Annotated in this window: 21 protein-coding genes, 2 pseudogenes and 1 riboswitch; of the genes and pseudogenes, 13 read left to right on the top strand and 10 right to left on the bottom strand. The window is 71.0% G+C overall.

What is annotated here, in order from left to right; genetic code table 11:
• The first annotated feature begins 114 nt into the window (after window positions 1-114).
• On the top strand, window positions 115-1,377 hold the full coding sequence (locus ACYVMZ_RS01485) for a L,D-transpeptidase (protein WP_461074562.1): 1,263 nt from the start codon (window positions 115-117) through the stop codon (window positions 1,375-1,377).
• 106 nt (window positions 1,378-1,483) lie between these two features.
• Here ACYVMZ_RS01485 and ACYVMZ_RS01480 read toward each other — a convergent pair whose 3' ends face one another.
• Window positions 1,484-1,885, bottom strand: coding sequence for a response regulator (locus ACYVMZ_RS01480; protein ID WP_461074560.1), 402 nt, complete (start codon window positions 1,883-1,885; stop codon window positions 1,484-1,486).
• Window positions 1,886-2,019: 134 nt separating this feature from the next.
• Between ACYVMZ_RS01480 and ctaE the strand changes: the two genes are divergently transcribed.
• The 6 genes from ctaE (at window position 2,020) to ACYVMZ_RS01450 (ending at window position 9,166) form a co-directional block, all read left to right on the top strand.
• On the top strand, window positions 2,020-2,640 hold the full coding sequence (gene ctaE, locus ACYVMZ_RS01475; RefSeq protein WP_461074558.1) for an aa3-type cytochrome oxidase subunit III: 621 nt from the start codon (window positions 2,020-2,022) through the stop codon (window positions 2,638-2,640).
• Between the two features lie 81 nt (window positions 2,641-2,721).
• Window positions 2,722-3,531 carry a cytochrome bc1 complex diheme cytochrome c subunit gene (qcrC, locus tag ACYVMZ_RS01470; protein ID WP_461074556.1) on the top strand — a complete coding sequence of 270 codons (810 nt, stop codon included), beginning with the start codon at window positions 2,722-2,724 and terminating at the stop codon, window positions 3,529-3,531.
• Complete coding sequence (gene qcrA / locus ACYVMZ_RS01465; RefSeq protein ID WP_461074554.1) at window positions 3,528-4,601, top strand: cytochrome bc1 complex Rieske iron-sulfur subunit; 1,074 nt, start codon at window positions 3,528-3,530, stop codon at window positions 4,599-4,601. Before qcrC ends, qcrA begins: the two co-directional genes overlap by 4 nt.
• Complete coding sequence (gene qcrB, locus ACYVMZ_RS01460) at window positions 4,598-6,259, top strand: cytochrome bc1 complex cytochrome b subunit (RefSeq protein ID WP_461074552.1); 1,662 nt, start codon at window positions 4,598-4,600, stop codon at window positions 6,257-6,259. The genes qcrA and qcrB overlap by 4 nt, the downstream gene beginning before the upstream one ends.
• 125 nt (window positions 6,260-6,384) lie before the next feature.
• Window positions 6,385-7,449 carry an anthranilate phosphoribosyltransferase gene (gene trpD, locus ACYVMZ_RS01455; RefSeq protein WP_461074550.1) on the top strand — a complete coding sequence of 355 codons (1,065 nt, stop codon included), beginning with the start codon at window positions 6,385-6,387 and terminating at the stop codon, window positions 7,447-7,449.
• 76 nt (window positions 7,450-7,525) lie between these two features.
• Window positions 7,526-7,642: riboswitch (SAM riboswitch) on the top strand.
• A gap of 129 nt (window positions 7,643-7,771) precedes the next feature.
• The gene (locus ACYVMZ_RS01450; protein WP_461074548.1) at window positions 7,772-9,166 is read left to right on the top strand and encodes an aminotransferase class V-fold PLP-dependent enzyme; all 1,395 of its coding nucleotides are present in this window, start codon (window positions 7,772-7,774) and stop codon (window positions 9,164-9,166) included.
• Here the strand turns inward: ACYVMZ_RS01450 and ACYVMZ_RS01445 are convergent.
• The 7 genes from ACYVMZ_RS01445 to ACYVMZ_RS01415 form a co-directional block, all read right to left on the bottom strand.
• Window positions 9,094-10,350 (bottom strand): glycerate kinase, encoded by a 1,257-nt coding sequence (locus ACYVMZ_RS01445; RefSeq protein WP_461074546.1) that lies wholly within the window; start codon window positions 10,348-10,350, stop codon window positions 9,094-9,096. The two genes, ACYVMZ_RS01450 and ACYVMZ_RS01445, sit on opposite strands and share 73 nt — an antisense overlap.
• Window positions 10,351-10,359: 9 nt before the next feature.
• Complete coding sequence (locus ACYVMZ_RS01440; protein WP_461074544.1) at window positions 10,360-11,775, bottom strand: SLC13 family permease; 1,416 nt, start codon at window positions 11,773-11,775, stop codon at window positions 10,360-10,362.
• A gap of 69 nt (window positions 11,776-11,844) precedes the next feature.
• Window positions 11,845-12,510, bottom strand: coding sequence for a response regulator transcription factor (locus tag ACYVMZ_RS01435; protein WP_461074542.1), 666 nt, complete (start codon window positions 12,508-12,510; stop codon window positions 11,845-11,847).
• Window positions 12,507-14,021, bottom strand: a complete 1,515-nt coding sequence (locus ACYVMZ_RS01430) for a sensor histidine kinase (protein ID WP_461074540.1) — start codon at window positions 14,019-14,021, stop codon at window positions 12,507-12,509. The genes ACYVMZ_RS01435 and ACYVMZ_RS01430 overlap by 4 nt, the downstream gene beginning before the upstream one ends.
• Window positions 13,948-14,277 (bottom strand): small secreted hydrophilic protein, encoded by a 330-nt coding sequence (locus tag ACYVMZ_RS01425; RefSeq protein ID WP_461074538.1) that lies wholly within the window; start codon window positions 14,275-14,277, stop codon window positions 13,948-13,950. The genes ACYVMZ_RS01430 and ACYVMZ_RS01425 overlap by 74 nt, the downstream gene beginning before the upstream one ends.
• A 127-nt stretch (window positions 14,278-14,404) precedes the next feature.
• Complete coding sequence (locus ACYVMZ_RS01420; protein WP_461074536.1) at window positions 14,405-14,686, bottom strand: Lrp/AsnC family transcriptional regulator; 282 nt, start codon at window positions 14,684-14,686, stop codon at window positions 14,405-14,407.
• A complete protein-coding gene (locus ACYVMZ_RS01415; RefSeq protein ID WP_461074534.1) occupies window positions 14,683-15,447 on the bottom strand; it encodes a rhomboid family intramembrane serine protease in 765 nt (254 codons plus the stop codon). The genes ACYVMZ_RS01420 and ACYVMZ_RS01415 overlap by 4 nt, the downstream gene beginning before the upstream one ends.
• A 157-nt stretch (window positions 15,448-15,604) precedes the next feature.
• Between ACYVMZ_RS01415 and ACYVMZ_RS01410 the strand changes: the two genes are divergently transcribed.
• The 5 genes from ACYVMZ_RS01410 to ACYVMZ_RS01390 all read left to right on the top strand — a co-directional run bounded on the left by ACYVMZ_RS01410 (window position 15,605) and on the right by ACYVMZ_RS01390 (window position 21,046).
• A complete protein-coding gene (locus ACYVMZ_RS01410; RefSeq protein ID WP_167994558.1) occupies window positions 15,605-15,844 on the top strand; it encodes a hypothetical protein in 240 nt (79 codons plus the stop codon).
• Window positions 15,845-15,881: 37 nt separating this feature from the next.
• Window positions 15,882-17,231, top strand: coding sequence for an NYN domain-containing protein (locus tag ACYVMZ_RS01405; protein WP_461074532.1), 1,350 nt, complete (start codon window positions 15,882-15,884; stop codon window positions 17,229-17,231).
• A gap of 309 nt (window positions 17,232-17,540) precedes the next feature.
• Window positions 17,541-18,584: a C40 family peptidase gene (locus tag ACYVMZ_RS01400; protein ID WP_461074530.1), complete on the top strand. Its 1,044-nt coding sequence runs from the start codon at window positions 17,541-17,543 to the stop codon at window positions 18,582-18,584.
• A gap of 224 nt (window positions 18,585-18,808) precedes the next feature.
• A complete protein-coding gene (locus tag ACYVMZ_RS01395) occupies window positions 18,809-19,822 on the top strand; it encodes a C40 family peptidase (protein ID WP_461074528.1) in 1,014 nt (337 codons plus the stop codon).
• A 33-nt stretch (window positions 19,823-19,855) separates the two neighbouring features.
• Entirely contained in the window at window positions 19,856-21,046 is a 1,191-nt protein-coding gene (locus tag ACYVMZ_RS01390; protein WP_461074526.1) for a hypothetical protein, read from the top strand.
• Here the strand turns inward: ACYVMZ_RS01390 and ACYVMZ_RS01385 are convergent.
• Window positions 21,034-21,183, bottom strand: a pseudogene (locus ACYVMZ_RS01385) (PadR family transcriptional regulator); the annotation flags it as partial. The gene ACYVMZ_RS01390 and the pseudogene ACYVMZ_RS01385 overlap by 13 nt on opposite strands.
• Between ACYVMZ_RS01385 and ACYVMZ_RS01380 the strand changes: the two are divergent.
• A pseudogene (locus ACYVMZ_RS01380) lies at window positions 21,181-21,546 on the top strand (MATE family efflux transporter); the annotation flags it as partial. The pseudogenes ACYVMZ_RS01385 and ACYVMZ_RS01380 overlap by 3 nt on opposite strands.
• Here the strand turns inward: ACYVMZ_RS01380 and ACYVMZ_RS01375 are convergent.
• Complete coding sequence (locus ACYVMZ_RS01375; protein WP_461074524.1) at window positions 21,507-22,745, bottom strand: glycosyltransferase 87 family protein; 1,239 nt, start codon at window positions 22,743-22,745, stop codon at window positions 21,507-21,509. The pseudogene ACYVMZ_RS01380 and the gene ACYVMZ_RS01375 overlap by 40 nt on opposite strands.
• Window positions 22,746-22,795 lie beyond the last annotated feature (50 nt).

The raw sequence follows: 22,795 nt of genomic DNA, 5'->3' as shown, positions 1-22,795 counted from the left end.
GATACTCCGTCAGGAGCGTCCGGGCCCGTGATCTTGCGGCAAGTGCAGCAAATATCGTCCCTCGTACGAGTCACCCAGCGCGCCGGGGTTGACGCGGCTTCCTACGTTGAGGCCATGAGCCACATATCGCGCACCACCACCGTCGCCGGCTGCGCCCTGCTGGTGCTCGCCCTCGGCGCGGGCCTCATCGCCTGTGACAACGACGGCAACCCGCTCTCCGCCGCGCCGTACGACGCGGCGGACCAGATCTCCTTCAACGGCCCCACCGGCGCCGGGAAGAAGGCCGACCCGGACAAGCCCCTGGAAGTCGTCGCCGAGGGCTCCGACGGACGCATCACGGACGTCACGGCCATGGACAGCGCCGGACGGTACGTCGCCGGCGAACTCTCCGCCGACGGCAGCCGCTGGCACAGCACCTCACCGCTCGCCGCCGACGCCCGCTACACGGTCCGCGTCAGCACCGAGGACGAGGACGGGGCGCCCGGCCGCAAGGTGCTCACCTTCGTCACCGGCAAGCCCACCACCAAGAAGCGCCTGGACGTCACCTTCGGCCCCAAGGCGGGCACCTACGGCGTCGGCCAGCCCATCACGGCGAAGCTGAGCGAGCCCGTCAAGGACCGCGCCCAGCGGGCCGTGGTGGAGCGCGCCCTCAAGGTCGACTCCACGCCCTGGGCGGAGGGCGCCTGGCACTGGGTGGACGACAAGGAGCTCCACTACCGCCCCAAGGAATACTGGCCCACGCACGCCACCATCCAGGTGCGCAGCACCATAGAGGGCATCAAGATCAGCGACCGCCTGTGGGGCGGCACGGCCAAGCCCCTGAAGATCACCACCGGCGACCGCCTGATCGCCGTCACGGACGCCGCGGCGCACCAGATGACGGTCTACAAGAACGGCGAGGCGATCAAGACCATCCCCGTCACCACGGGCAAGCCCGGCTTCGACACCCGCAACGGCGTCAAGGTCGTCCTCGGCAAGGAACGCTTCGTACGCATGCGCAGCACCACCATCGGCATAGCCGAGGGCTCATCGGAGTCGTACGACCTGCCCGTCTACTTCGCCACCCGCGTGACGTGGAGCGGCGAGTACGTCCACGCCGCCCCCTGGTCCGTCGGCTCCCAGGGCTACGCCAACGTCAGCCACGGCTGCACCGGCATGAGCACCGGCAACGCCGAGTGGTTCTTCGACACCGTCCGCGAGGGCGACCTCGTCGAGGTCGTCAACTCGGCCGGCCACACGATGGAACCCTTCGGCAACGGCTTCGGCGACTGGAACCTCCCCTGGGACAAGTGGCGCACGGGCAGTGCCCTCGTCACCGGAAACCCCCAGGGCCCGGGCCCCGAGGAGGCAGCACGGCTCCGACCGGCAGCTGTGTGAGGTACCCCTCAGGGGCGCGGGGCCGGATCGATGGGCCGCTCCGCCGCGTGGGCGCGACAAGCCACAACGGACCCGCAGCCGCCGGACCACCTCAAGCCCCGAGCTCTCAGGCGCTCAGAACCTTCCGCTCCCGCAACAGGGAAGCCAACGCCGAGGCGAACTCCACCGGCTCCACCGGCAGCGTCACCGCCGCCTCCGCCCGGCTCCACGTCGCCAACCAGGCATCCTGAGGCCGCCCGATCAGCAACAGCACCGGCGGGCAGTCGAAGATCTCGTCCTTGATCTGCCGGCACATCCCCATGCCGCCCATCGGCACGGCCTCACCGTCCAGCACACAGACGTCGATGCCCCCCTTGTCCAGCTCCTTGACGACGGCCGCAGGAGTCGCGCACTCCACGAACTCCACGACAGGCACGTCCGGAGCCGGACGGCGCCCGGTGGCCAGCCGCACCTGTTCGCGGGTGGTGGAGTCGTCGCTGTAGACCAGCACCGTGGCGGTCGGCTGCATGCTTCCTCCGAGACGTCGTCGTAGCCCGTGGGCCGGATGCTACTCCCTTGAACACCACGTCAACACCGGTACGACCGGTGAAGACACTCCGAACGGCACCCCCCGGAGTGAGGGCGGGATAAGCGACCGACATAATGTCGGTCGTGGCGACAGCAACGACAGTAGAAACCGGGCACGCGCACCCGTCGGTCAATCGGCCGAACCTCACCAGCGTCGGAACCATCATCTGGTTGAGTTCCGAGCTGATGTTCTTCGCGGCCCTCTTCGCGATGTACTTCACCCTGCGATCGGTGACCGGGCCCGACTTCTGGTCGGAGAAGGCCGACGCCCTGAACTTCCCGTTCTCGGCGACGAACACCACGATCCTGGTGCTCTCCTCCCTCACCTGCCAGCTCGGCGTGTTCGCCGCCGAGCGCGGTGACGTGAAGAAGCTCCGGGGCTGGTTCATCGTCACCTTCATCATGGGCGCGATCTTCATCGGCGGTCAGGTCTTCGAGTACACCGAGCTGGTCAAGCACGAGGGCCTGTCGCTCTCGTCCGACCCGTACGGCTCGGTCTTCTACCTGACCACCGGCTTCCACGGCCTGCACGTGACGGGCGGTCTCATCGCCTTCCTGCTGGTCCTCGGCCGGACCTACGCGGCGCGGAGGTTCACCCACGAGCAGGCGACCGCGGCCATCGTCGTGTCCTACTACTGGCACTTCGTCGATGTCGTCTGGATCGGCCTCTTCGCCACGATCTACATGATCAAGTAGCCGGGCCGCATCCGCGCGCGCTCCTGACGAGCGCACATCCCAGAAGCATCGACGCAGAAGATCCTGACACCGGGGTAATCCGTGAAAAAGCTCTCCGCACGACGACGCCACCCGTTGGCGGCGGTCGTCGTCCTACTCCTCGCGCTGGCATGCACCGGGGGGCTGTACGTCCTGTTCGCACCGACGGACAAGGCGAAGGCCGACGAAACCGCCCAGTCCCTCACCATCGAGGAGGGCAAGAAGCTCTACGCCGTCGGTTGCGCCAGCTGCCACGGCACCGGTGGTCAGGGCACCACTGACGGCCCGAGCCTGGTCGGCGTGGGCGCCGCCGCCGTCGACTTCCAGGTGGCCACCGGCCGTATGCCGGCGCAGCAGCCGGGCGCGCAGGTCCCGGAAAAGAGGAACATCTACTCGCAGGCCGAGATCGACCAGCTCGCGGCCTACATCGCCTCGCTGGGCGCCGGTCCGTCCATCCCGACGGAGGAGCAGTACGGCCCCGAGGGCGCGGACATCGCCAAGGGTGGTGAGCTGTTCCGCAACAACTGCGCGCAGTGCCACAACTTCACCGGCAAGGGCGGCGCGCTCACCCACGGCAAGTACGCGCCGAGCCTCGAGGGCGTCAGCCCCAAGCACATCTACGAGGCCATGCTCACCGGCCCGCAGAACATGCCGTCCTTCCCCGACACCTCGCTGACGGAGAAGAACAAGAAGGACATCATCGCGTACCTGAACGCGGTCAACGGCGACGAGACCGAGACCCCGGGTGGCCTCGAACTGGGTGGCCTCGGGCCGGTCAGCGAGGGTCTGTTCGGCTGGATCTTCGGCCTCGGCGGGCTGATTGCCGTCGCTGTGTGGGTTGCCGCTCGGACCGCAAAGGCCAAGAAGTCATGAGTAGCCAAGACATTCCCGAAGAGAACCTGCCTGCCGCGCAGTCCGCAGGACAGGACGAGCACGCCCACGGTGCGGTAGGCGTCGCGGACGAGAAGCACCCGTTCGCCGACCCCGGCCTGCCGCCCCACGAGCACCGGATCCAGGACATCGACGAGCGGGCCGCCAGGCGGTCCGAGCGCACGGTCGCCCTGCTGTTCACGGTGTCGATGCTGGCCACCATCGGCTTCATCGCCGCGTTCGTGGCGATCCCGGTCGACAAGTCGGTCTACATCTTCCCGCTGGGCCACATCAGCGCGCTGAACTTCGCCCTCGGCATGACGCTCGGCATCGCGCTGTTCTGCATCGGCGCGGGTGCGGTCCACTGGGCGCGCACCCTGATGTCCGACGTGGAGATCGCCGACGAGCGGCACCCCATCGAGGCCGCCCCGGACGTCAAGTCCAAGGTCATGGCCGACTTCCGGCAGGGCGCCAAGGAGTCGCAGCTCGGCCGCCGCAAGCTGATCCGCAACACGATGCTCGGCGCGCTCACCCTGGTGCCGCTGTCCGGCCTGGTGCTGCTGCGTGACCTCGGCCCGCTGCCCGAGGAGAAGCTGCGTCACACCCTGTGGCGCAGGGGCAAGCTGCTCGTCAACATGAACACGAACGAGCCGCTGCGTCCCTCCGACATCGCCGTCGGCTCGCTCACCTTCGCCAAGCCCGAGGGCCTCGAGGAGCACGACCACGGCTTCCACAACGAGATCGCCAAGGCCGCCCTGATGATCGTCCGGATCCAGCCGGGCGACATCAAGGACAAGCGCGAGCTCGAGTGGTCGCACGAGGGCATCGTCGCGTACTCGAAGATCTGCACCCACGTCGGTTGCCCGATCTCCCTGTACGAGCAGCAGACGCACCACGTGCTGTGCCCCTGCCACCAGTCCACCTTCGACCTGTCCGACGGTGCCCGGGTGATCTTCGGTCCCGCCGGCCACGCCCTGCCGCAGCTGCGCATCGGCGTGAACGACGAGGGCTACCTCGAAGCGCTCGGCGACTTCGAAGAGCCCGTCGGTCCTGCTTTCTGGGAGCGCGGATGAGCACTACAGCCAGTAACACGAATCCATCTGCCGCTTCCGCGGCGGGCCGCTCTCGCGGGAAGGCCCCGGCCGGCGAGCGCGTCGCCGACTGGGCCGACGGCAGGCTGGGGATCTACTCCCTGGCCAAGGCCAACATGCGCAAGATCTTCCCGGACCACTGGTCCTTCATGCTGGGCGAGATCTGCCTCTACAGCTTCATCATCATCATCCTCACGGGTGTGTACCTGACGCTGTTCTTCCACCCGTCGATGAACGAGGTGGAGTACCACGGCAGTTACGTCCCGATGCAGGGCCAGCTGATGAGCGAGGCCTACAAGTCGACGCTGGACATCAGCTTCGACGTGCGCGGCGGTCTGCTGATCCGGCAGATCCACCACTGGGCGGCGATCATCTTCCTCGCCGGCATGTTCGTGCACATGATGCGCGTCTTCTTCACCGGCGCGTTCCGCAAGCCGCGTGAGATCAACTGGCTGTTCGGCTTCCTGCTGTTCGTCCTGGGCATGTTCACCGGTTTCACCGGCTACTCGCTCCCGGACGACCTGCTCTCCGGCACCGGTGTCCGCTTCACGCAGGGCGCGATCCTGTCCATGCCGATCGTCGGCACGTACATCTCGATGTTCCTGTTCGGCGGCGAGTTCCCCGGCGACGACTTCGTCGCCCGGTTCTACTCGATCCACATCCTGCTGCTGCCGGGCATCATGCTCGGGCTCGTGGTGGGCCACCTGATCCTGGTCTTCTACCACAAGCACACCCAGTTCGCGGGCCCCGGACGCACCAACAAGAACGTGGTCGGCATGCCGCTGCTGCCGGTCTACATGGCCAAGGCCGGAGGCTTCTTCTTCCTGGTCTTCGGTGTCATCGCGGCCATCGCCGGCCTCGTGACCGTCAACCCGATCTGGGCCCTGGGCCCGTACCGTCCGGACATGGTCTCGACGGGTGCCCAGCCCGACTGGTACATGGGCTTCGCCGAGGGTCTGGTCCGCGCCATGCCCGGCTGGGAGATCAACTTCTGGGGCCACACGCTCGTCCTGGGTGTGTTCATCCCGCTGGTGATCTTCGGTCTGTTCCTCGGGGTGATCGCCCTCTACCCGTTCATCGAGTCCTGGATCACCGGGGACAAGCGCGAGCACCACATCCTGGACCGGCCGCGCAACGCCCCGACCCGGACCGCCTTCGGTGTCGCCTGGGTCACGGCGTACATGATCATGCTGATCGGCGGTGGCAACGACATCGTCGCCACCCACTTCCACCTGTCGATCAACGCGGTCACCTGGTTCGTCCGGATCGGGTTCTTCGCCGGACCGGTCATCGCGTTCATCATCACCAAGCGGATCTGCCTCGGCCTCCAGCGCCGGGACAAGGACAAGGTGCTGCACGGCCGCGAGTCGGGCATCATCAAGCGCCTGCCGCACGGTGAGTTCATCGAGGTGCACGAGCCGCTCAGCCAGGAGCAGATGTACACGCTCACGGCGCACGAGCAGTACGAGCCGGCCGAGATCGGCCCGACGGTCGACGAGAACGGTGTCGAGCGCAAGGTGAAGGGCTCCGAGAAGCTGCGCGCCAAGCTCAGCAACGCCTACTACGGCGAGGGCGCCCAGATCCCGAAGCCCACCGTCGAGGAGTACAGGGAGATCACGAGCGGCCACGGCCACCACTGATCACTGCGTTCGCCACGCCACGGCGAAGGGCCCCGTCCGGTGTTCGGACGGGGCCCTTCGCCGTGCTCCCGGCTGGATAGGGTGGGAACCACACCGACGTGTTCCACGACGACCAGGAGCGGCTGATGAGCGCTGTGACCCCCGCTGGAGGCGACAACGCGGCGGGCCGCACCTGGCCCGCCCTGCTGAACGGCCTGCTGGACGGCCGTGATCTGGCCGCGGACGACACCGCCTGGGCGATGGACCTGATCATGCGCGGCGAGGCGACCGACGCGCAGATCGCCGGCTTCGTGGTGGCGCTGCGGGCCAAGGGCGAGACCGTCGAGGAGATCACCGGTCTCGTCCGGACGATGTACGAGCACGCCAACGTGATCGAGGTGCCCGGGGCCACGGTCGACATCGTCGGCACCGGCGGTGACGGCGCGAAGACCGTCAACATCTCCACCATGTCGGCGATCGTCGTCGCCGGCACGGGCGCGAAGGTCGTCAAGCACGGCAACCGCGCCGCTTCGTCGGCGTCGGGGGCGTCCGACGTCCTGGAGAAGCTGGGCGTCAACCTGAATCTGGACGTGCGGCGGGTCGCCGCCGTCGCCGAGGAGGCGGGCATCACCTTCTGCTTCGCGGTGAAGTTCCACCCGGCACTGCGCCATGTGGCCGCCGCTCGTGGGCAGTTGGGCATCCGGACGACCTTCAACGTCCTCGGTCCGCTGACCAACCCGGCGAAGGTGAAGGCACAGGCGGTCGGCGTCGCCGACCGCCGGATGGCGCCCATCGTCGCGGGTGTCCTCGCCGAGCGCGGCAACTCGTCGCTGGTCTTCCGCGGCGACGACGGCCTCGACGAGCTGACCACCACGGCCACGTCCCGGGTGTGGGTCGTCCGGGACGGCAAGGTCACCGAGGAGACCTTCGACCCGCGGGACGTCGGCCTCGAGCTGGTGCCGGTCGAGGCGCTGCGGGGCGCCGACGCGTCGTACAACGCGGAGGTCGCGCGGCGTCTGCTGGACGGCGAGAAGGGCCCGGTGCGGGACGCCGTACTGCTGAACTCGGCGGCCGCGCTGGTGGCGCTGGAGCCGACGTCGGCGCCGCTGGCCGAGCAGCTGCGGGCCGGGATGGAGAAGGCGGCGGAGTCGATCGACTCGGGGGCCGCCAAGCGGGTCCTGGACCGCTGGGTGGCCGTCAGCAACGCATAGCCTGAGCGGAGGTGGCCGTCCCGCGATCCGGACACGAGTTGCGGGACGGCGATCACCTCACCTAAGTTCCTGACCAGGTCATGAGTGACAGTCATGAGGCCCCGGCCGACTGTCCGGCAACCCTCCGTCCGTGGCGGGGTGCCCCGGGTGAAGACCAGGCCGTAGGCAGCAGGGTCTACGGCAAGCGCGGACCCCTCGCGAAACCAGGGGTCCTGGTCGTCGAGGAGTCTTCCGTGAGCAAGCGAATGCGATAGGGCCGCCGAGCCCCGCCTCCGCACGCCCTTTTTCTCTCCTTTTTCGTATGCCTCACGGGAGTTCAGCCATGTCCGTCTCCACCGCTGCCGTCAACCAGTCCGTTTGTGCCCCGCTGCCCGTTCTGGGGCGGGATGTCACCGTCCCGCTCGTCACCGGTGGCGAGGTCACCTACGCCGCGCTCGACTACGCCGCCAGCGCTCCGGCGCTGCAGCGGGTGTGGGACGACGTGGCGGCGTACGCGCCGTACTACGGCAGCGTGCACCGCGGCGCCGGGTATCTGTCCCAGCTGTCCACCGACCTGTTCGAGAACGCCCGCACAACGGTCGCGGAGTTCCTCGACTGCCGGGAGACGGACCAGGTGGTCTTCACCCGCTCGACGACCGACTCGCTCAATCTCCTGGCCCGCTCGCTCCCCGCCGACTGCCAGGTCTTCGTCTTCGAGACCGAGCACCACGCCTCCCTGCTGCCCTGGAAGAACGCGCAGGTCACCTGCCTCGACGCGCCGCGCACCCCGCGGCAGGCCGTCGCGGCCCTGGAGCGCGCGCTCGCCGACCGCGACCCCTACGGCCCGGCCCTGGTCTGTGTCACCGGCGCCTCCAACGTCACCGGCGAGCTGTGGCCCGTACGGGAGCTCGCGGCGGCCGCCCACGCGCACGGCGCCCGGATCGTGCTCGACGCCGCCCAGCTCGCCCCGCACCACCCGGTGAGCGTCCGGGACCTGGACGTCGACTGGGTCGCCTTCTCCGGGCACAAGCTGTACGCCCCGTTCGGCTCCGGCGTGCTGGCCGGCCGCGCCGACTGGCTGCGCGAGGCCGAGCCGTACCTCGCGGGCGGCGGCGCCAGCCGCAAGGTGACCCGGCGTACGGACGGAGGAGTGGACGTGGAGTGGCACGAGACGGCCGCGCGGCACGAGGCCGGATCGCCCAACGTCATCGGCGCCTACGCCATCGCCTCCGCCTGCAAGGCGCTCACCGAGGCCGGGTTCGAGGCGCTGGCCGCCCGTGAGCAGTACCTGATCCGGAAGGTCAGGGAGGGGCTCGCCGACGTGCCGGCGGTCCGGGTCCTGTCCCTCTTCGGGGACGACTCCCCGCGCGTCGGTGTCATCTCCTTCGTCGTCGACGGCTGGAACAGCTCCCACTTCGCCGCCGCGCTCTCCGCCGAGTACGGCATCGGGGTGCGCGACGGACTGTTCTGCGCCCACCCGCTGGTGCGCACGCTGCTCGGGAGCGACCCGCAGACGCAGGGCGAATGCGGTGCCCCCGAGGCGGCGCCCGGCGAGAAGTCCCTCAACGCGATCCGGGTCAGCTTCGGCGCGGGGACCCCCGACGAGCACGTCGACCGGTTCGTCAGCGCCGTGCGGGAGCTCGTGCGGGACGGGGCGAAGTGGAGCTACCGCACGGAGGACGGGCGGTGCGTGCCGGACACGTCCGCCTCGGCCGTCGGCACGGGCGTCTCCGCCTGACCCGCCGTCCCCGTCGCGGGCACCTCACCGGGAACCACCGGTAGCCGGGCCCCCAGGACGATCATCCGCAGGGCGCGTTCGGTGGCGTCCGTGAGCAGTTCGCTCGCGCGGACCAGCGCCTCGGCCAGGGCCATAGGGGCAGGCAGGATGCCGTGACAGGCGTCCACGCCCGGCACCTCGTGGGCGCCCTCGCCGAGGGTGCCCGCCAGGGCCAGCACCGGGCGTCCGTACAGCTTGGCGCGGCGGGCCACCTCGGCGGGGACCTTGCCGCGCGGCGTCTGGTGGTCCAGGGCGCCCTCGGCGGTGACGACCAGGTCGGCGCGGGCCAGGCGGGCGTCCAGGTCGAGGTGGTCCAGCAGCACGTCGAAGCGGGGCAGGAGCCGGGCGCCCAGGGCGGCGAGGCCGGCGCCCAGGCCGCCGGAGGCTCCGGTCCCGGGGCCGCCCCGCAGGTCGGTGTCCGGGACGGCGACGTCGCGGGTGAGGACGAAGGCCCAGTTCTCCAGGGCCGCCGACAGCTCCTCGACCTGCTCGGGGGTCGCGCCCTTCTGCGGGCCGAAGACCCGGGCGACGCCCCGCTCGCCGCACAGCACGTTGTACGGGTTGCAGGCGACGAGCAGCTCCACGTCCTTCAGGCGGGGATCGAGGCCCGAAGGGTCGATGCGGTGCAGGCGGGGCAACTCCCGTCCCCCGTAGGGCAGTTCGTGACCGTCCTCGTCCAGCAGCCGGGCCCCCAGCGCCTGCAGCGCGCCCGCGCCGCCGTCGGAGGTGCCCGAGTCGCCGCAGCCCACCAGGATCCGCCGTACGCCCATGTCCAGCGCGGTCAGGATCAGTTCCCCGACGCCGTACGTGGTGGTGGCGCCCGGGTCGCGCAGGTCGCGCGGGACCAGGGACAGGCCCGCGACCGCCGCCATCTCCACCACCGCCGTGTCCCCCCTGCCCAGCAGGGCGAAGTGGGTGCCGACGGTCTCCCCGACCGGGCCGGTGGCGGGCTGGGTGACGAGCCGGCCACCGGTCGCGGCGGCCAGGGCGAGGGCCGTGCCCTCGCCGCCGTCCACCAAGGGGACGAGGTCGATCTCGGCGTCGGGCAGGACACGGCGTACGCCCGCCGCGATGGCGTGGGCCGCCGCCTCCGCGGACAGGGACTCCTTGAAGCCGCTGGGGGCTACGACGACACGGGTCAGCATGGAGGCTCCTTAACGGGTGAGGGGAACGCCGAGCAGCGGCCACACCGCGACGGCGAAGAGCAGGACGAGACCGGCGGTCAGCGGAGCCAGGACGGCGGACAGCCGCAGCAGGTCGCGCGGGGTGTAGGTGGGGGTGCCGGGGATCTGCGAGAAGAGCGTGACCGGCTTGGCGGAGGCGGGCAGCGTGTGGCAGAAGCCCGCGGCGGCGGTGGAGGCGAGCGCGGCCGCGGCCGGGTTGACCCCGACGCCGACGGAGGCGGCCACCACCAGCGGGACCAGGACCGACGAGCGGGCGGAGCGGGACTGCAGGACCAGGTGGGCGGCCGTACTGACCGCGATCACGATCGCCAGGAACACCACCGGCGGTTCGCCCGTCGGCAGCCCGGAGACCAGCCACTTCGCCGCTCCCGACTCGGCGAGCGCGACACCCATCGCCATCGTCGCCGCCATGAACAGCAGCAGGGGCCACGGCACGGTCTTCAGCGCGTCCTTCAGGCGGACGGTGCCGAGGGCGGGCGAGGAGGCCACGACCGCGCCGGTCAACGCGACGATCGCGGGCGGCAGCCGGTGCAGCGGCTCGCTGCACCACAGCAGCACGACCGTGGCGAGCAGCAGGGCGCAGCGCTTCTCGGCCTGCGTCCAGGGGCCGGTGACCGCTCGCTCGCTGTGCTGCTGGATCTGCTCGGGCGTGATGCGCACCGGGCCGCGGCGGTCCACCGCTCGGGTCATCGTGAGCAGGACCAGCTCGGCGGCCAGGTGGGAGGAGACCACCGCCAGCGGCAGGCCCACCAGCAGCCACTCCGTGAAGCCGATGTGCTCCCCGGTCGCCTCCCACAGCACCGACACGGTGATCAGATGCGCACCCGCGCCGATCAGGGTCGCCACCGCCGACAGCAGGATCACGGTCGGGAACAGCAGCGCCAGCATCACCACCAGTCGCTTCCGGTCGGCGAGGACCTTGGCGAGGGCGAGGAACACCGGCAGGGCGAGCGCGGCCCGGCCGGAGGTGGCGGGCACCGCGAACGCCGTGACGACCAGGGCCGCCGTCGTCAGGTGGACCAGTTGCCGGACGGTGCGGGCCCCGCTGACCAGGAACACCGCCGCCCGCCCCGCGAGACCGGTCCGGGCCACGGCGGCCGCCAGGACGAACGCGCAGATCAGCAGCCACACCGTGGAGTCGCCGAGGGTGCCGAAGAGCGTGTTGTCGCTGATCACGCCGGTCACCGTGAGCGCCAGTGCGGCGCCCAGCGCGATGTACGTGTCGTCGATCGACGTGCCGATCCAGGCGCAGGTCGCCAGGGCGAACACGGCGAGGGTGAAGCGGGCGTCGGCGCTGAGGCCGGGGACGTTGCCGGGCACCGCGAGCAGCGCGCACAGGGCCAGCGCCACGCCCAGGGCTGTGGTGGCTCGGAGGTTCGATGTCACGTCATCGAGAGTTCACCCGGGCCGTGAGCCGTCGATGAGCCGAAGATGAAAGGAACTTCACCCGGGCCTTCACCCGGTGGGCAGCCGGTACCCCATCCCCCGTACCGTCTCCACCCGCTCCGCGCCCAGCTTCCTGCGCAGCGTGCGGACGTACACGTCCACGATGTTGGAGCCGGGGTCGAAGTCGTAGCCCCACACGTGGGACAGGATCTGCTCCCGGGACAGCACCTGCCCCGGATGCCGCAGGAACAGCTCCAGCAGCACGAACTCACGGGCCGTCAGGTCGACGGTCCGGTCGTCGGCGCGGGCACGGCGGGTGCGCAGGTCCAGGCTCAGGGAACCGGACTTGAGCACCGTCACCTCCGGCGCGCGGGCCGCCGTACGCAGTCTGAGGCGTACCCGGGCGAGCAGTTCCTCGAAGCGGAACGGCTTCGTCATCCAGTCGTCGGCGCCGCCCTCCAGGCCCGCCACCGTGTCCCGTACGGAGTCCCGTGCGGTGAGCACGATCACCGGGGTCGTCACTCGGGCCTCGCGCAGTTCGCGCAGGATGGTGAAGCCGTCGCGGCCGGGCAGGTTGATGTCCAGGACGACGAGGTCGAACCCGCCGGTCAGGGCGTACTCGTAGCCGGTGTCGCCGTCGGTGACGACGGTCGTGGTGAAGCCGTTGGCACGCAGTCCCTTCTCGACGAAGGAGGCGATGCGCTCCTCGTCCTCGACGATGAGGATGCGGTTCACGGGGCATTCCCTTCCACTGCTCGGGGTGCGTTGAGGACGAGGGCGAAGGTGGCGCCGCCGCCGGGGGTGTCGGACAGCCGTACCCGCCCCCGGTGCCCTTCCGCGATGGCTTTGACGATGGACAGGCCGAGCCCGGCGCCGGAGCCGCGGGTGCCGCGCCGGGCCGTGCCGCGCCGGAAGCGTTCGAAGATGATCTCGGCGTCCTGCGGCTGGACACCGGGCCCCGAGTCGGCGACGTACAGCTCGATGCGGGGGCCGTCGGCGCGGGAGCCGATCCGGATGCTCTGGCCGGGCGTGGTGTGCTGCACCGCGTTCTGCGCGAGCTGCACCATCGCCTGGGTGATCCGCTGGGGGTCCGCCTCGGCCTCCAGGTCGGCGACTTCGGCGAGTTGCCAGTCCCGTTCGCCCAGGGTGCGGGCCTTGACGAAGACGTCGGCGGTGAGTTCGGCGAGCTGGACCGGCTCGGGGACGACGAAGTCGGGGCGTTCGGCCTTGGCGAGCAGCAGCAGGTCCTCGACGATGCGGCTCATCCGGTCCAGTTCGTCGGTGACCAGACGGATGGTCTCCTCGCGGTCGGCCGGGTCGTCGCCCATGACCTCCAGGTGGCCGCGCACGATGGTGATCGGCGTGCGCAGCTCGTGGCCGGCGTCGTCGACGAACTCCCGCTGCGCGGCGAACGCGCCCTCCAGCCGGTCGAGCATGGCGTTGAACGTCTCGGCGAGAGCGGCGATGTCGTCGTTGCCGTGCACCGGGATCCGGCGGGTGAGGTCCTGCTCGGTCAGCTCCGCCGCCGCCATACGCACCACCCGCACCGGTTTGAGGATGCGTCCGGCGACCGCCCAGGCGATACCGGTGGTGAGCAGCAGGGCGACCCCGGAGATGATGAGCAGCGTGCGGAACACCTTGTTCACGCGCGCCTGCTCGCGCTCCGGGTGGATGGCCACGACGAACGCGGCGTCCGGCGCGCTGCCCTCCCGCGCGATGGTGACCTTCGCCCAGCGGATCTCGCCCTCCGGACGGCGCAGCACGCCGGTGGAGTCGGACGAGTCGAAGATGCGGCGGAGGGCGTCGCCGTCCTGGTACAGGGGCAGCGTGACGGGGATGTCGTGCTGCTGCCTGATGTGCGTCAGGTCGCCGCGCGGCCCGCTCAGCAGACCGATCAGCTCCTCGTCCGGGTCGGGGTACTGCCGTGCCAGGAAGCCCGTCAGCAGCTGTCTGGCGTCGGTGAACGGGCGATCCGTCTCCGGATCAGCGCCCTCCTGCTCGAAGTTGGCGAACTCGCCGGTCTCCTGAGTGAGCAGGCGGTTGATCCGGTTGTCGACGTCCCGCATCAGGAACGAGCGGGTGGTCGTGCCCACCTGCAGGAGCGCGACCGCCATGAGGAGGAGCAACCACAGCAGGATGCGGACCCGGGCGGTGATCCGCCGGCGGCCCGGGTCAGTTGTCGGTGCCGGGTCCGTCGTCGTCACCGGGTCCGTCGTCTCCGGCGCCCTGGCCGCGGTCGTCGTCATCGTCACCACTCGTGGGGCTGTCGGTCACCGGAGGCCGCGACACGACCTCGTCGCCCGGAGCCGTCCCGGACCGGTCGGGCGCGGGCGTGGATGCGGGGGTGCGGGTGGGCGTGGGGGAGCCGCTGTCCAGCTCCACCCGCTGGGAGGGCACCTTCGGCGACTGGGGGCTGTCGGCGAGGGCGAAGCTGGTCGCGGCGATACCCAGCGGGATCAGCACGACGGCGGACAGGGCCGCCATTCGACGGGAGAAAGCCATGTGCCCGATCCTGCGGCCGGTACCCGACGAGAAGGATGAGGCCCGGATGAAGAACTCTTCATCTCCGGGCCGGGGGCCGGACGCTCAGTTCTCCGGTCCGACCCTCAGTCGTTCTCCAGCCCGGCCCTCAGTTGTCCAGCCCGATGGAGAACGCCGCCTCCAGGTCGTGCTGCGAGTACGTACGGAACGCCACGTGCGTGTCCGTGGCCTCCACGCCCGGGATCTTGCTGATCCGTCCGGGAATGACCTCCGCCAGATCCTCGTGCTGCTTCACCCGCACCATGGCGATCAGGTCGTACGTCCCGGTGACGGAGAAGACCTCGCTGATGTTCTCCAGCGAAGCGATCTGCTCCGCGATCTCGGGGATCCGGTCCACGCTGGTCTTGATGAGGACGATCGCGGTGATCACGGTTGGTTCTCTCCCTCGGACGCCGGAGCCGGTGCGGGCCTCACTCTAGTCGTACGGCCGAACCGGACCCAGGCGTAGCCGAAGCCCAGGCCGAAGCCCACCAGGTGGGCCAGGTACGCCACCTCCGGCCCCTGGGACTCCCGCCCGGCGGCCAGCCACTGCAGGGCCGCCCAGAACGGCAGCACGATCCACGCCGGGAAGCGCACCGGCAGGAAGAACAGGAAGGGCAGGAGACTGGTCACGCGCGCCCGGGGGAACAGGTACAGGAACGCGCCGAGGACCGCCGAGATCGCCCCGGAGGCACCGACCAGGGACTGCTCGGAGTCCGCGTTGGCGGCGGCGTAGCCCAGCAGCGCCAGGTAGCCGCAGCCGACGTAGAACAGGGTGAACCGCACACGGCCCATCCCTTCCTCGGTCATCGCCCCGAAGACGTAGAGGAAGAGCATGTTGCCGAGCAGGTGCACCCAGCTGCCGTGGACGAAGAGCGCCGTGGCCGGGGTGAGGACGGCGGCCGGGGACCCCTCGAACAGTTCTGCGGGGATCACGCCCCAGCGCCGGAAATAGGCGCGCTGCGCGATGAGCAGCTCGTCGCCGGTGCCGTACGCCGGATTCAGCCCCGCGGCCGGGGAGAGCACGAAGAGCAGGCAGCACAGGGCGATCAGTCCGTACGTCACCGGCGCCGACGGCCCCCTGGCCGGTCTGCCCGCCCTGCCGGAGGCGAGCCGGGCTCTGGAAAACACCGCGCTCCACTTGCTGATCATGAACACAGAGCATGACGTACCGGGACGCAAGCCGACAGATCGCCTCGCCGCCGTGGACGGGCGGGCGACGAGGACCCGCCAGGCCGTAGGGTTACGAGCCATACGCACCGGGGAGACCGATGCGTCACGGACACTAGAAGGAAAGCGAACAGTCACGATGACGGTTCCCCTGCCGACCGCCACGACGCGGTGGCGCTGCACCCTCTGCGGCAACCTCACACGCTTCGACGTGACCCGCTCGTCGAAGGTCGTCGAGTACGTCCACCTCGACCTGGCCGGTGAGCCGAAGGTCGAGGAGCGCGAGGTGCTCAGTGAGACCATCGAGTCGGTGCGCTGCCGCTGGTGCAACGCCGTGGACCAGGTGGAACTCGTGGACAGGCCGGGTGCCGGCTCCTGAGGGGGGCCGGCCCCGCACAGGCATTGGGGTGTGAGGGATGGTGGAGACACAAGGCGGGGGGCCGGGCGACGGCGCCGCTGAGGTGCTCGACCGTCCGCTGCCCGACGGTGTGCGCCGCAGGGTCGTCCAGATCGTCTCGGACGGCTTCGGCTCGCTGACCGTCACCGAGCTGCCCACGCAGCTGAGGCAGTACGCCCGGTTCGCCCCGAACCGCCGGGCCAAGTTCGCCGGCAACGCCATGGCCGCGGCGCTGGAGACCGACCCGCTGTTCCGGCAGCGCATCGGGGAGAAGCTCAGAGAGGCCCAGCCGGAACTGGCCGGCGCCCTGGACTCCGGCTCCCCGCCTCCGGCCGCGGACCCGCTCGACGTGGCGGCCGCGGCCTATGTTCTGCGGCCGGTCGGCTGGGTGAAGCTGGTGACCGCCGCCGGCGAGGAGGCCCTGCGCGCGGACGCCGAGCGCGCCGACGAGGAGACCCGGGCGGAGCTGGAGCGGCTGCGGGCCGAGCTCGCCCGGGCCCGGGAGCACACCAAGGCCGAGACCGAGCGGCTGCGCGGGGAGCTGGAATCGGCCAAGAGGGAAGCGGAATCCCTGCACCGCAAACTGCGCGCCGCCCTCAGTGACGTCAAGCGCGGCGAGGCCGCGCTGCGCAAGGTCCAGGGCGAGATGGAGGCCGTCCGCGCCGAGGGGCAGGCCCAGGTGTCGGCGGCCGAGAGCGAGACCCGGCGGCTCAAGGCGCGGCTCGGCGAGACCGAGGCGGCCCTGGAGGCCGCGCGCCGGGCCGCCCGCGAGGGACGCAGCGTCGAGGACATGCGGGTGCGGCTGCTGTTGGACACCGTGCTGGACGCGGCCCAGGGGCTGCGCCGCGAGCTCGCGCTGCCGCCGGTGTCGATGCGGCCGGCCGAGACCGTGGACGCCGTCGAGCCGGGCCGGATGACCCCGAAGGACATCGCCGCCCGCGCCCTGTCCGAGGACGACCCGGCCATCCTCGACCAGTTGCTCGCGCTGCCGCAGGCCCATCTCGTCGTCGACGGCTACAACGTCACCAAGACCGGCTATCCGCAGATGCCGCTGGAGAAGCAGCGCCTGAGGCTGCTCGGCCAGCTCGCGCAGCTCGCCGCGCAGTCCGGCGCCGAGGTGACGTGCGTCTTCGACGGGGCAGAGCTGGCCGCGCCGGTGCTGCTGGCGCCGCCGCGCGGGGTGCGGGTGCTGTTCTCCAAACCGGGCGTCACCGCCGACGAGTTGATCCGCCAGCTGGTGCGCGCCGAACCGCCCGGCCGACCGGTCATCGTCGCCTCCACCGACCGCGAGGTCGCCGACGGCGTGGCCCGCGCCGGCGCCCGCCCGGTCGCGTCGGCGGTACTCCTGAAGCGGTTCTCCAGGGCCTAGCCACGTCGGCCCCTGCGCCCCATGGGCGGTGTACGTCCCCGTCCGCAACGTACCGGCGGATTGCCCGAATTGACTCGCTTCCGGGGCAACGGAGCGTCAAATGTCTATCACGTCAGGTGAGTCATGTGTAAATAATGAGCTCGGTGAGGGGGATTTTGCAGCTGAGGATTTGATCTGATCACAGACGGGTCACTAGGGTCTGCCTCCGAACCTCCGCTCGGGTGTTCGCTCGCAAGGGGTGAGTGACGGCGGAGGGCACCGCCCACCGGTGTGTCGGTAGGCGGCTGGAGGAAGAAGGAGCTCGCCTCCGTGGCGTCCCACCGTCGTCCCAAGCAGCCGAGCCGCGCACGTGTGACCGTGCTGACCACCGCTGCCGCCGCTGCTGTCGCCCTTGGCTCGCAGGCCGCCAACGCCGCACCGAGCGAGAAGCCGAGCAAGGACGAGGTCAAGGCCAAGGTCGACAAGCTCTACGAAGAGGCGGAGCAGGCCACCGAGAAGTACAACGGGGCCAAGGAGAAGCAGGAGAAGCTCCAGAAGGAGATCTCCACCATCCAGGACAACGTCGCCCGTGGCCAGCAGGACCTCAACGAGTTGCGCGACAGCCTCGGTCTGGCGGCCGCGTCCCAGTACCGGACCGGCACCATCGACCCGTCCGTCCAGCTGTTCCTCTCCTCGGACCCGGACGACTACCTCGACAAGGCGTCCACCCTCGACCAGCTCAGCAGCCAGCAGGTCGAGGCGCTGAAGAAGGTCCAGGAGAAGCAGCGCGAGCTCGCCCAGGAGCGCGCCGAGGCCTCCGAGAAGCTCAAGGACCTCGCCTCCACCCGGGCCGAGCTCGGCAAGAAGAAGAAGGAAGTCCAGGGCAAGCTCGCCGCCGCGCAGAAGCTGCTCAACAGCCTCACCGCCCAGGAGAAGGCGGAGCTCGCCGCCGAGCAGGAGCGCGCCAGCCGGGCCAGCGAGCGCGACGCCCTCACCGCCGGCAAGGTCCCGCCGGGCTCCGGCCGGGCCGCCGCGGCCTACGCCGCCGCCCAGAGCAAGCTCGGCTCGCCGTACGTCTACGGCGCCACCGGCCCGTCCTCCTTCGACTGCTCGGGCCTGACCTCCTGGGCGTACGCCCAGGCCGGCGTCTCCATCCCGCGCACCTCCGAGGCGCAGTCCCAGATCGGCACCAGGATCTACTCGGTCAGCGACCTGAAGGTCGGCGACCTGGTGTTCTTCTTCAACGACCTGCACCACGTGGGCCTGTACGCGGGCAACGGGCAGATCATCCACGCCCCGCGCACCGGCACGGTCGTGCGGTACGAGTCGATGGACACCATCGGCGGTCCGTTCATGTGGGGCGTCCGCGTCTGACCCGAGGGAGTGCCGTCCCCCTCCCGGCGTCTCCAAGATCAGGACACCGTGTCCGCCGTCCGGGGGAATCCCCGCTCCGCACAGTGACCGCACGCCCCGCCGATGACCTGCGTCAGCGGCGGGGCGTCACCGTGTGTGCCCACGGCGGTCGTTGTCGGCACCCCACGGCGGGGCTACTGTCTGCCGCGTTTCCATGTCCGCCAGCGGAAGGAGAGCGGCTTCCCGTGGGGTCTCATCGCCGCCTTGCACCGTCCGGGTCCGACCGGGGCGCCAGTGCCGTCGTCGGCCTTCTGTCCATCGCGGCCGCCGCCCTGGGCGCCGTACCGGCGCAGGCCGCGCCGCTCGACGACACCCGTGCCGAGGTGGACCGTCTCCACGAGGAGGCCGAGAAGGCGACCGAGGCCTACAACAAGGCCGACGAGCGCACCGACGCGCTGCGCGAGCGGGTCGGCACCGCTCAGGACCGGATCGCCCGGCAGCAGGAGCGCATCAACACCATGCGGGACTCGCTCGGTTCCCTCGCCGGCGCCCAGTACCGCTCCGGCGGCATCGACCCCTCCCTGGCGCTGCTGTTCTCCGACGACCCGGACGACTACCTCGACAAGGCCTCCGTCCTGGGCCGGATCAACGCCCACCAGGCCGGCGAGCTGAACGACCTTCAGGCGGCCATGCGCGAACTCGCCCAGGAACGCGCCGAGGCGTCCCGCACCCTGCGCGAACTGGAGAAGAGCCGCAAGGCGGTCGCCGTCCACAAGAAGACCGTCGAGCGCAAACTCGCCCAGGCCCGGCAGCTGCTCAACTCCCTGCCCGACGAGGCGCGCGCCGCCTACGACCGCGCCACCCGCTCCGGCCGCGCCGACCTGCCCGGCCTCGGGGCCGTCGCCCCGGCCTCCGGCCGTGCGGCCGCCGCGATCGCCGCGGCCCGCTCCGCGCTCGGCAAGCCGTACGTCTGGGGCGCCAACGGCCCGAGCGGCTTCGACTGTTCGGGCCTGATGCAGTGGTCGTACGCGCAGGCCGGGGTCTGGCTGCCGCGCACCTCCCAGGCCCAGAGGTACGCCGGCCGGCAGGTCCCGCTGTCCGAGGCCCAGCCCGGTGACCTGGTCATCTACCGGTCCGACGCCAGCCATGTCGGGATGTACATGGGCAACGGCCAGGTGATCCACGCGCCCTACCCGGGTGCGCCGGTGCGCTATGACCCGGTCGGGATGATGCCGGTCTCGTCGGTCACCAGAGTCTGACCAAGAGCCCGGCCCGCCCGTACGATCGGAAACGTGGCTGGTCGAAGGCGGGCGTCGGGATCCGGAGTCGTCGCGCTGTGTCTGCTGCTCGTCTCCCTGGTCGCCTGCGGCGGGCGGTCCGCCGCCGACGGGGCCACCGCCGACGTGCGGCGGACACTGGACCGGCGGGCGGAGGCGGTCCTCGACCGCGACCGGGCCGCCTTCGCTGGGACGGGCGCGCTCAGCTGGTTCGACAACCTGAGCGCGGTCCCGCTCGCGGAGTGGTCCTACCGCCTGACCGCCCTGCACCGCACCGGAGACAGGGCCACCGCCGACGCCGAACTGCGCTACCGCGTCGAGGGATACGACAGGGCCCCGGTCACCGTCGGCCGGACCCTCACCCTGAGCCGGGGCGCGGACGGGCACTGGGACGTCGACACCGACCGGCCCGCCGAGAAGTCCGCCCAGCAACTGTGGGACCAGGGCCAGGTGGAGGTCGTACGCGGCGAGCGCAGCCTCGTCCTGGGCGTCGGGCAGTCCGACGCCACCCTGCACGGGTACGCGGATCTGGCCGACCGGGCCGTGCCCGCGGTGTCGGCGGCATGGGGGAGGGACTGGCCCCGGCGCGTCGTGGTTCTCGTACCGAAGTCGCTGGAGGGGATGGCGGGGCTGCTCGGCTCGCCCGCCTCCTCCTACCGCGGGATCGCGGCGGTCACCACCGGCGAGGTCGGCGCCCCGGCGCGGGCGCCCGCGGACCGGGTCATCGTCAACCCGGACGCGTTCGGGCTGCTCGGCACGCTCGGCAAGCAGGTCGTCCTCACCCACGAGGCCACCCACGTCGCCACCCGCGCCCACACCAGCCCCGCCACCCCGCTGTGGCTCTCCGAGGGCTACGCTGACTGGGTCGGCTACCGGGGCAGCGGGCGTACGCCGGCCCAGGCCGCGCCGGAGCTGGCCCGTGCGGTGAGCCAGGGGCGGGTGCCGGACCGGCTGCCGGAGGACGAGGACTTCGGCTTCTCCGGCGACGGGAACCGGCTCGCGCGGGCCTACGAGGGCGGCTGGATGGCCTGCCGGCTGATCGCCGAGCGCTGGGGAGAGGCCCGGCTGCGCGAGTTCTACCGGGCCGTCGGGGCGCACGAGAAGCGGGCCGGGGCGGTCGAGGACGCGCTGAGCGAGGTGCTCGGGACGACGCCCGAGGAGTTCACGGCGCAGTGGCGGGACTTTCTGCGGGCTCAACTCGGCTGACTCAGCAGGGAGATGGCCTCCCGCAGCCAGGCACGCTCGGCTTCGCCCGTCGCCCGCGCCACCCGCAGCATGCCCTGCCGGAACAAGTCGTCGGCCTCCTCCGCCCGTACGGGCCTGCCCTCCCGGTAGAAGAAGCTGCGGTTCTGCTGGCGGTGGCGGCCCCGTGGCTCATGGCCGCCTTCGGTGCCGGGCCCGCCGTCGCCCACCAGGGCGTGCTGTTCCTGCGCTACGTCGGGCCCTACCTCGTGGTGATGGCCTGCTGCATCGCGCTCGGCGGGGTCTTCGAGGGGAGCGGGGCCGCCCCGTTGCTGCTGCGCGTGACGCTGCTCGGCACGGTGGTCCAGCTCGCGCTGGCGTACGGCCTGACGGGGCTCGGCCTGCCCGGCGTGTGCCTCGCGCCGGCGCTGGCCATGGCGGTGCAGTGCGCGGTGGTGGGGGTGTTGTTCCGGCGGGCCCCGCGTCAGGAGGAGACGGGCGTCTCGCTGGTGCGGGCCGTCTGAGGGGGCAGGGGAGCCGGGCGGGTCCTGGGCGGTACCGTCGCGCGCCACAGTTCGCGGGCCGCGGTGACCGTGGCGGCCACCAGCAGGCCGTTGCGCACGACCAGGAGCGCGATGCCGAGCGGGTCGCTGGCCACCACGTGCGCGAACCAGACCGGGAACTCCAGCACCGTCACGAAGGCCGCCGCGAGGACCAGGGCGACCGGCAGCCGCATCCGGCTGGTACGGAAGCCCAGACACACCGCCGCCAGGCCGACCAGCCACACCATGTACTGGGGGCTGATCACCCGGCTCGTGGTCGTGAACATCAGCACCGCCACGAACGCCGCGTCGGCGACCGTGTGCGCCTCGAAGCGGGTGGCCAGCAGCCGCCACAGCAGCAGCCAGCCGAAGGCCGCCCCGGTCAGGAACAGCGCGCCCGTGCTCACCCAGTTCACGTACGGGCCGAGGAACTCCACCGAGCCGTAGTTGAGCAGCACCTCGCCGTCCCAGCCGTGGTGCCGGGCCACGTGGAAGACGAGCGCGCCCAGCGACTCCACCTCGGTGCCCCGGTCGCGCTGGAAGGTCAGGAACGCGAACGCGCCCGGCATGGCCACGGCGAACACGGCTGCCAGGCCGGCGCCGGTCACCGCGGCCGCCGCCCAGGAGCCGCGCCGCCGGACGCCGAGGAGCAGCAGCGCCGGCCACACCTTCAGCATCGCCCCGAAGGCCGCCAGCGCCCCCATCGCCCGGGGGTGCCGGGCACCGGCCAGCAGCGCGGCGATCGCCACCGCCGTGACCATCACGTCGTAGCGCGCGTACACGGTCGGGCCGAGCAGCGGGACGCCCGCCACCCACACCCAGGCGCCCCGCAGGGTCCGCTCCGGGCGGCGGCCCGCGTACAGCAGCAGGGCCAGGGCGGCCAGGTCGGCGAGACAGGCCAGGACGAAGAAGGCCGTCGCGTAGTCCAGGAACGGCAGCAGTCCGGGGGAGAGGATCGCCAGGGCCGCGGCCGGCGGGTACTGCCAGGTGACGTCGTCCAGCGGGAACGTTCCGGTGCGCAGGACGTCGTACCAGCCCTGGTAGATCACGGACACGTCGCTCGTGACGTCCGGGCCGGGGAAGACGTACACCTTGAGGACGAACAGCAGGAGCAGCAGTCTCGTCAGTCCCCAGGTGACCAGCAGCCAGTTCAGGGACCGCCTCGCGCCCGTCGTCTTCACGTGATCCCTGCCCCGTCCGCGTGCCGTCTTGATGGGGCCATGATGTCCCG

It is taken from the genome of Streptomyces deserti, assembly GCF_054782695.1.
The sequence above is the reverse complement of the archived record's forward strand: the minus strand, read 5'-3'. Positions and strand labels throughout refer to the sequence as shown.

Bases quoted from the DNA above. Each gene is read 5' to 3' on its own strand.
- ACYVMZ_RS01485 (WP_461074562.1), top strand. From the start codon at position 115: ATGAGCCACATATCGCGCACCACCACCGTCGCCGGCTGCGCCCTGCTG.
- ACYVMZ_RS01480 (WP_461074560.1), bottom strand. From the start codon at position 1,885: ATGCAGCCGACCGCCACGGTGCTGGTCTACAGCGACGACTCCACCACC.
- ctaE (WP_461074558.1), top strand. From the start codon at position 2,020: ATGTCGGTCGTGGCGACAGCAACGACAGTAGAAACCGGGCACGCGCAC.
- qcrA (WP_461074554.1), top strand. From the start codon at position 3,528: ATGAGTAGCCAAGACATTCCCGAAGAGAACCTGCCTGCCGCGCAGTCC.
- qcrB (WP_461074552.1), top strand. From the start codon at position 4,598: ATGAGCACTACAGCCAGTAACACGAATCCATCTGCCGCTTCCGCGGCG.
- trpD (WP_461074550.1), top strand. From the start codon at position 6,385: ATGAGCGCTGTGACCCCCGCTGGAGGCGACAACGCGGCGGGCCGCACC.
- ACYVMZ_RS01450 (WP_461074548.1), top strand. From the start codon at position 7,772: ATGTCCGTCTCCACCGCTGCCGTCAACCAGTCCGTTTGTGCCCCGCTG.
- ACYVMZ_RS01445 (WP_461074546.1), bottom strand. From the start codon at position 10,350: ATGCTGACCCGTGTCGTCGTAGCCCCCAGCGGCTTCAAGGAGTCCCTG.
- ACYVMZ_RS01430 (WP_461074540.1), bottom strand. From the start codon at position 14,021: ATGACGACGACCGCGGCCAGGGCGCCGGAGACGACGGACCCGGTGACG.
- ACYVMZ_RS01425 (WP_461074538.1), bottom strand. From the start codon at position 14,277: ATGGCTTTCTCCCGTCGAATGGCGGCCCTGTCCGCCGTCGTGCTGATC.
- ACYVMZ_RS01415 (WP_461074534.1), bottom strand. From the start codon at position 15,447: ATGATCAGCAAGTGGAGCGCGGTGTTTTCCAGAGCCCGGCTCGCCTCC.
- ACYVMZ_RS01410 (WP_167994558.1), top strand. From the start codon at position 15,605: ATGACGGTTCCCCTGCCGACCGCCACGACGCGGTGGCGCTGCACCCTC.
- ACYVMZ_RS01405 (WP_461074532.1), top strand. From the start codon at position 15,882: ATGGTGGAGACACAAGGCGGGGGGCCGGGCGACGGCGCCGCTGAGGTG.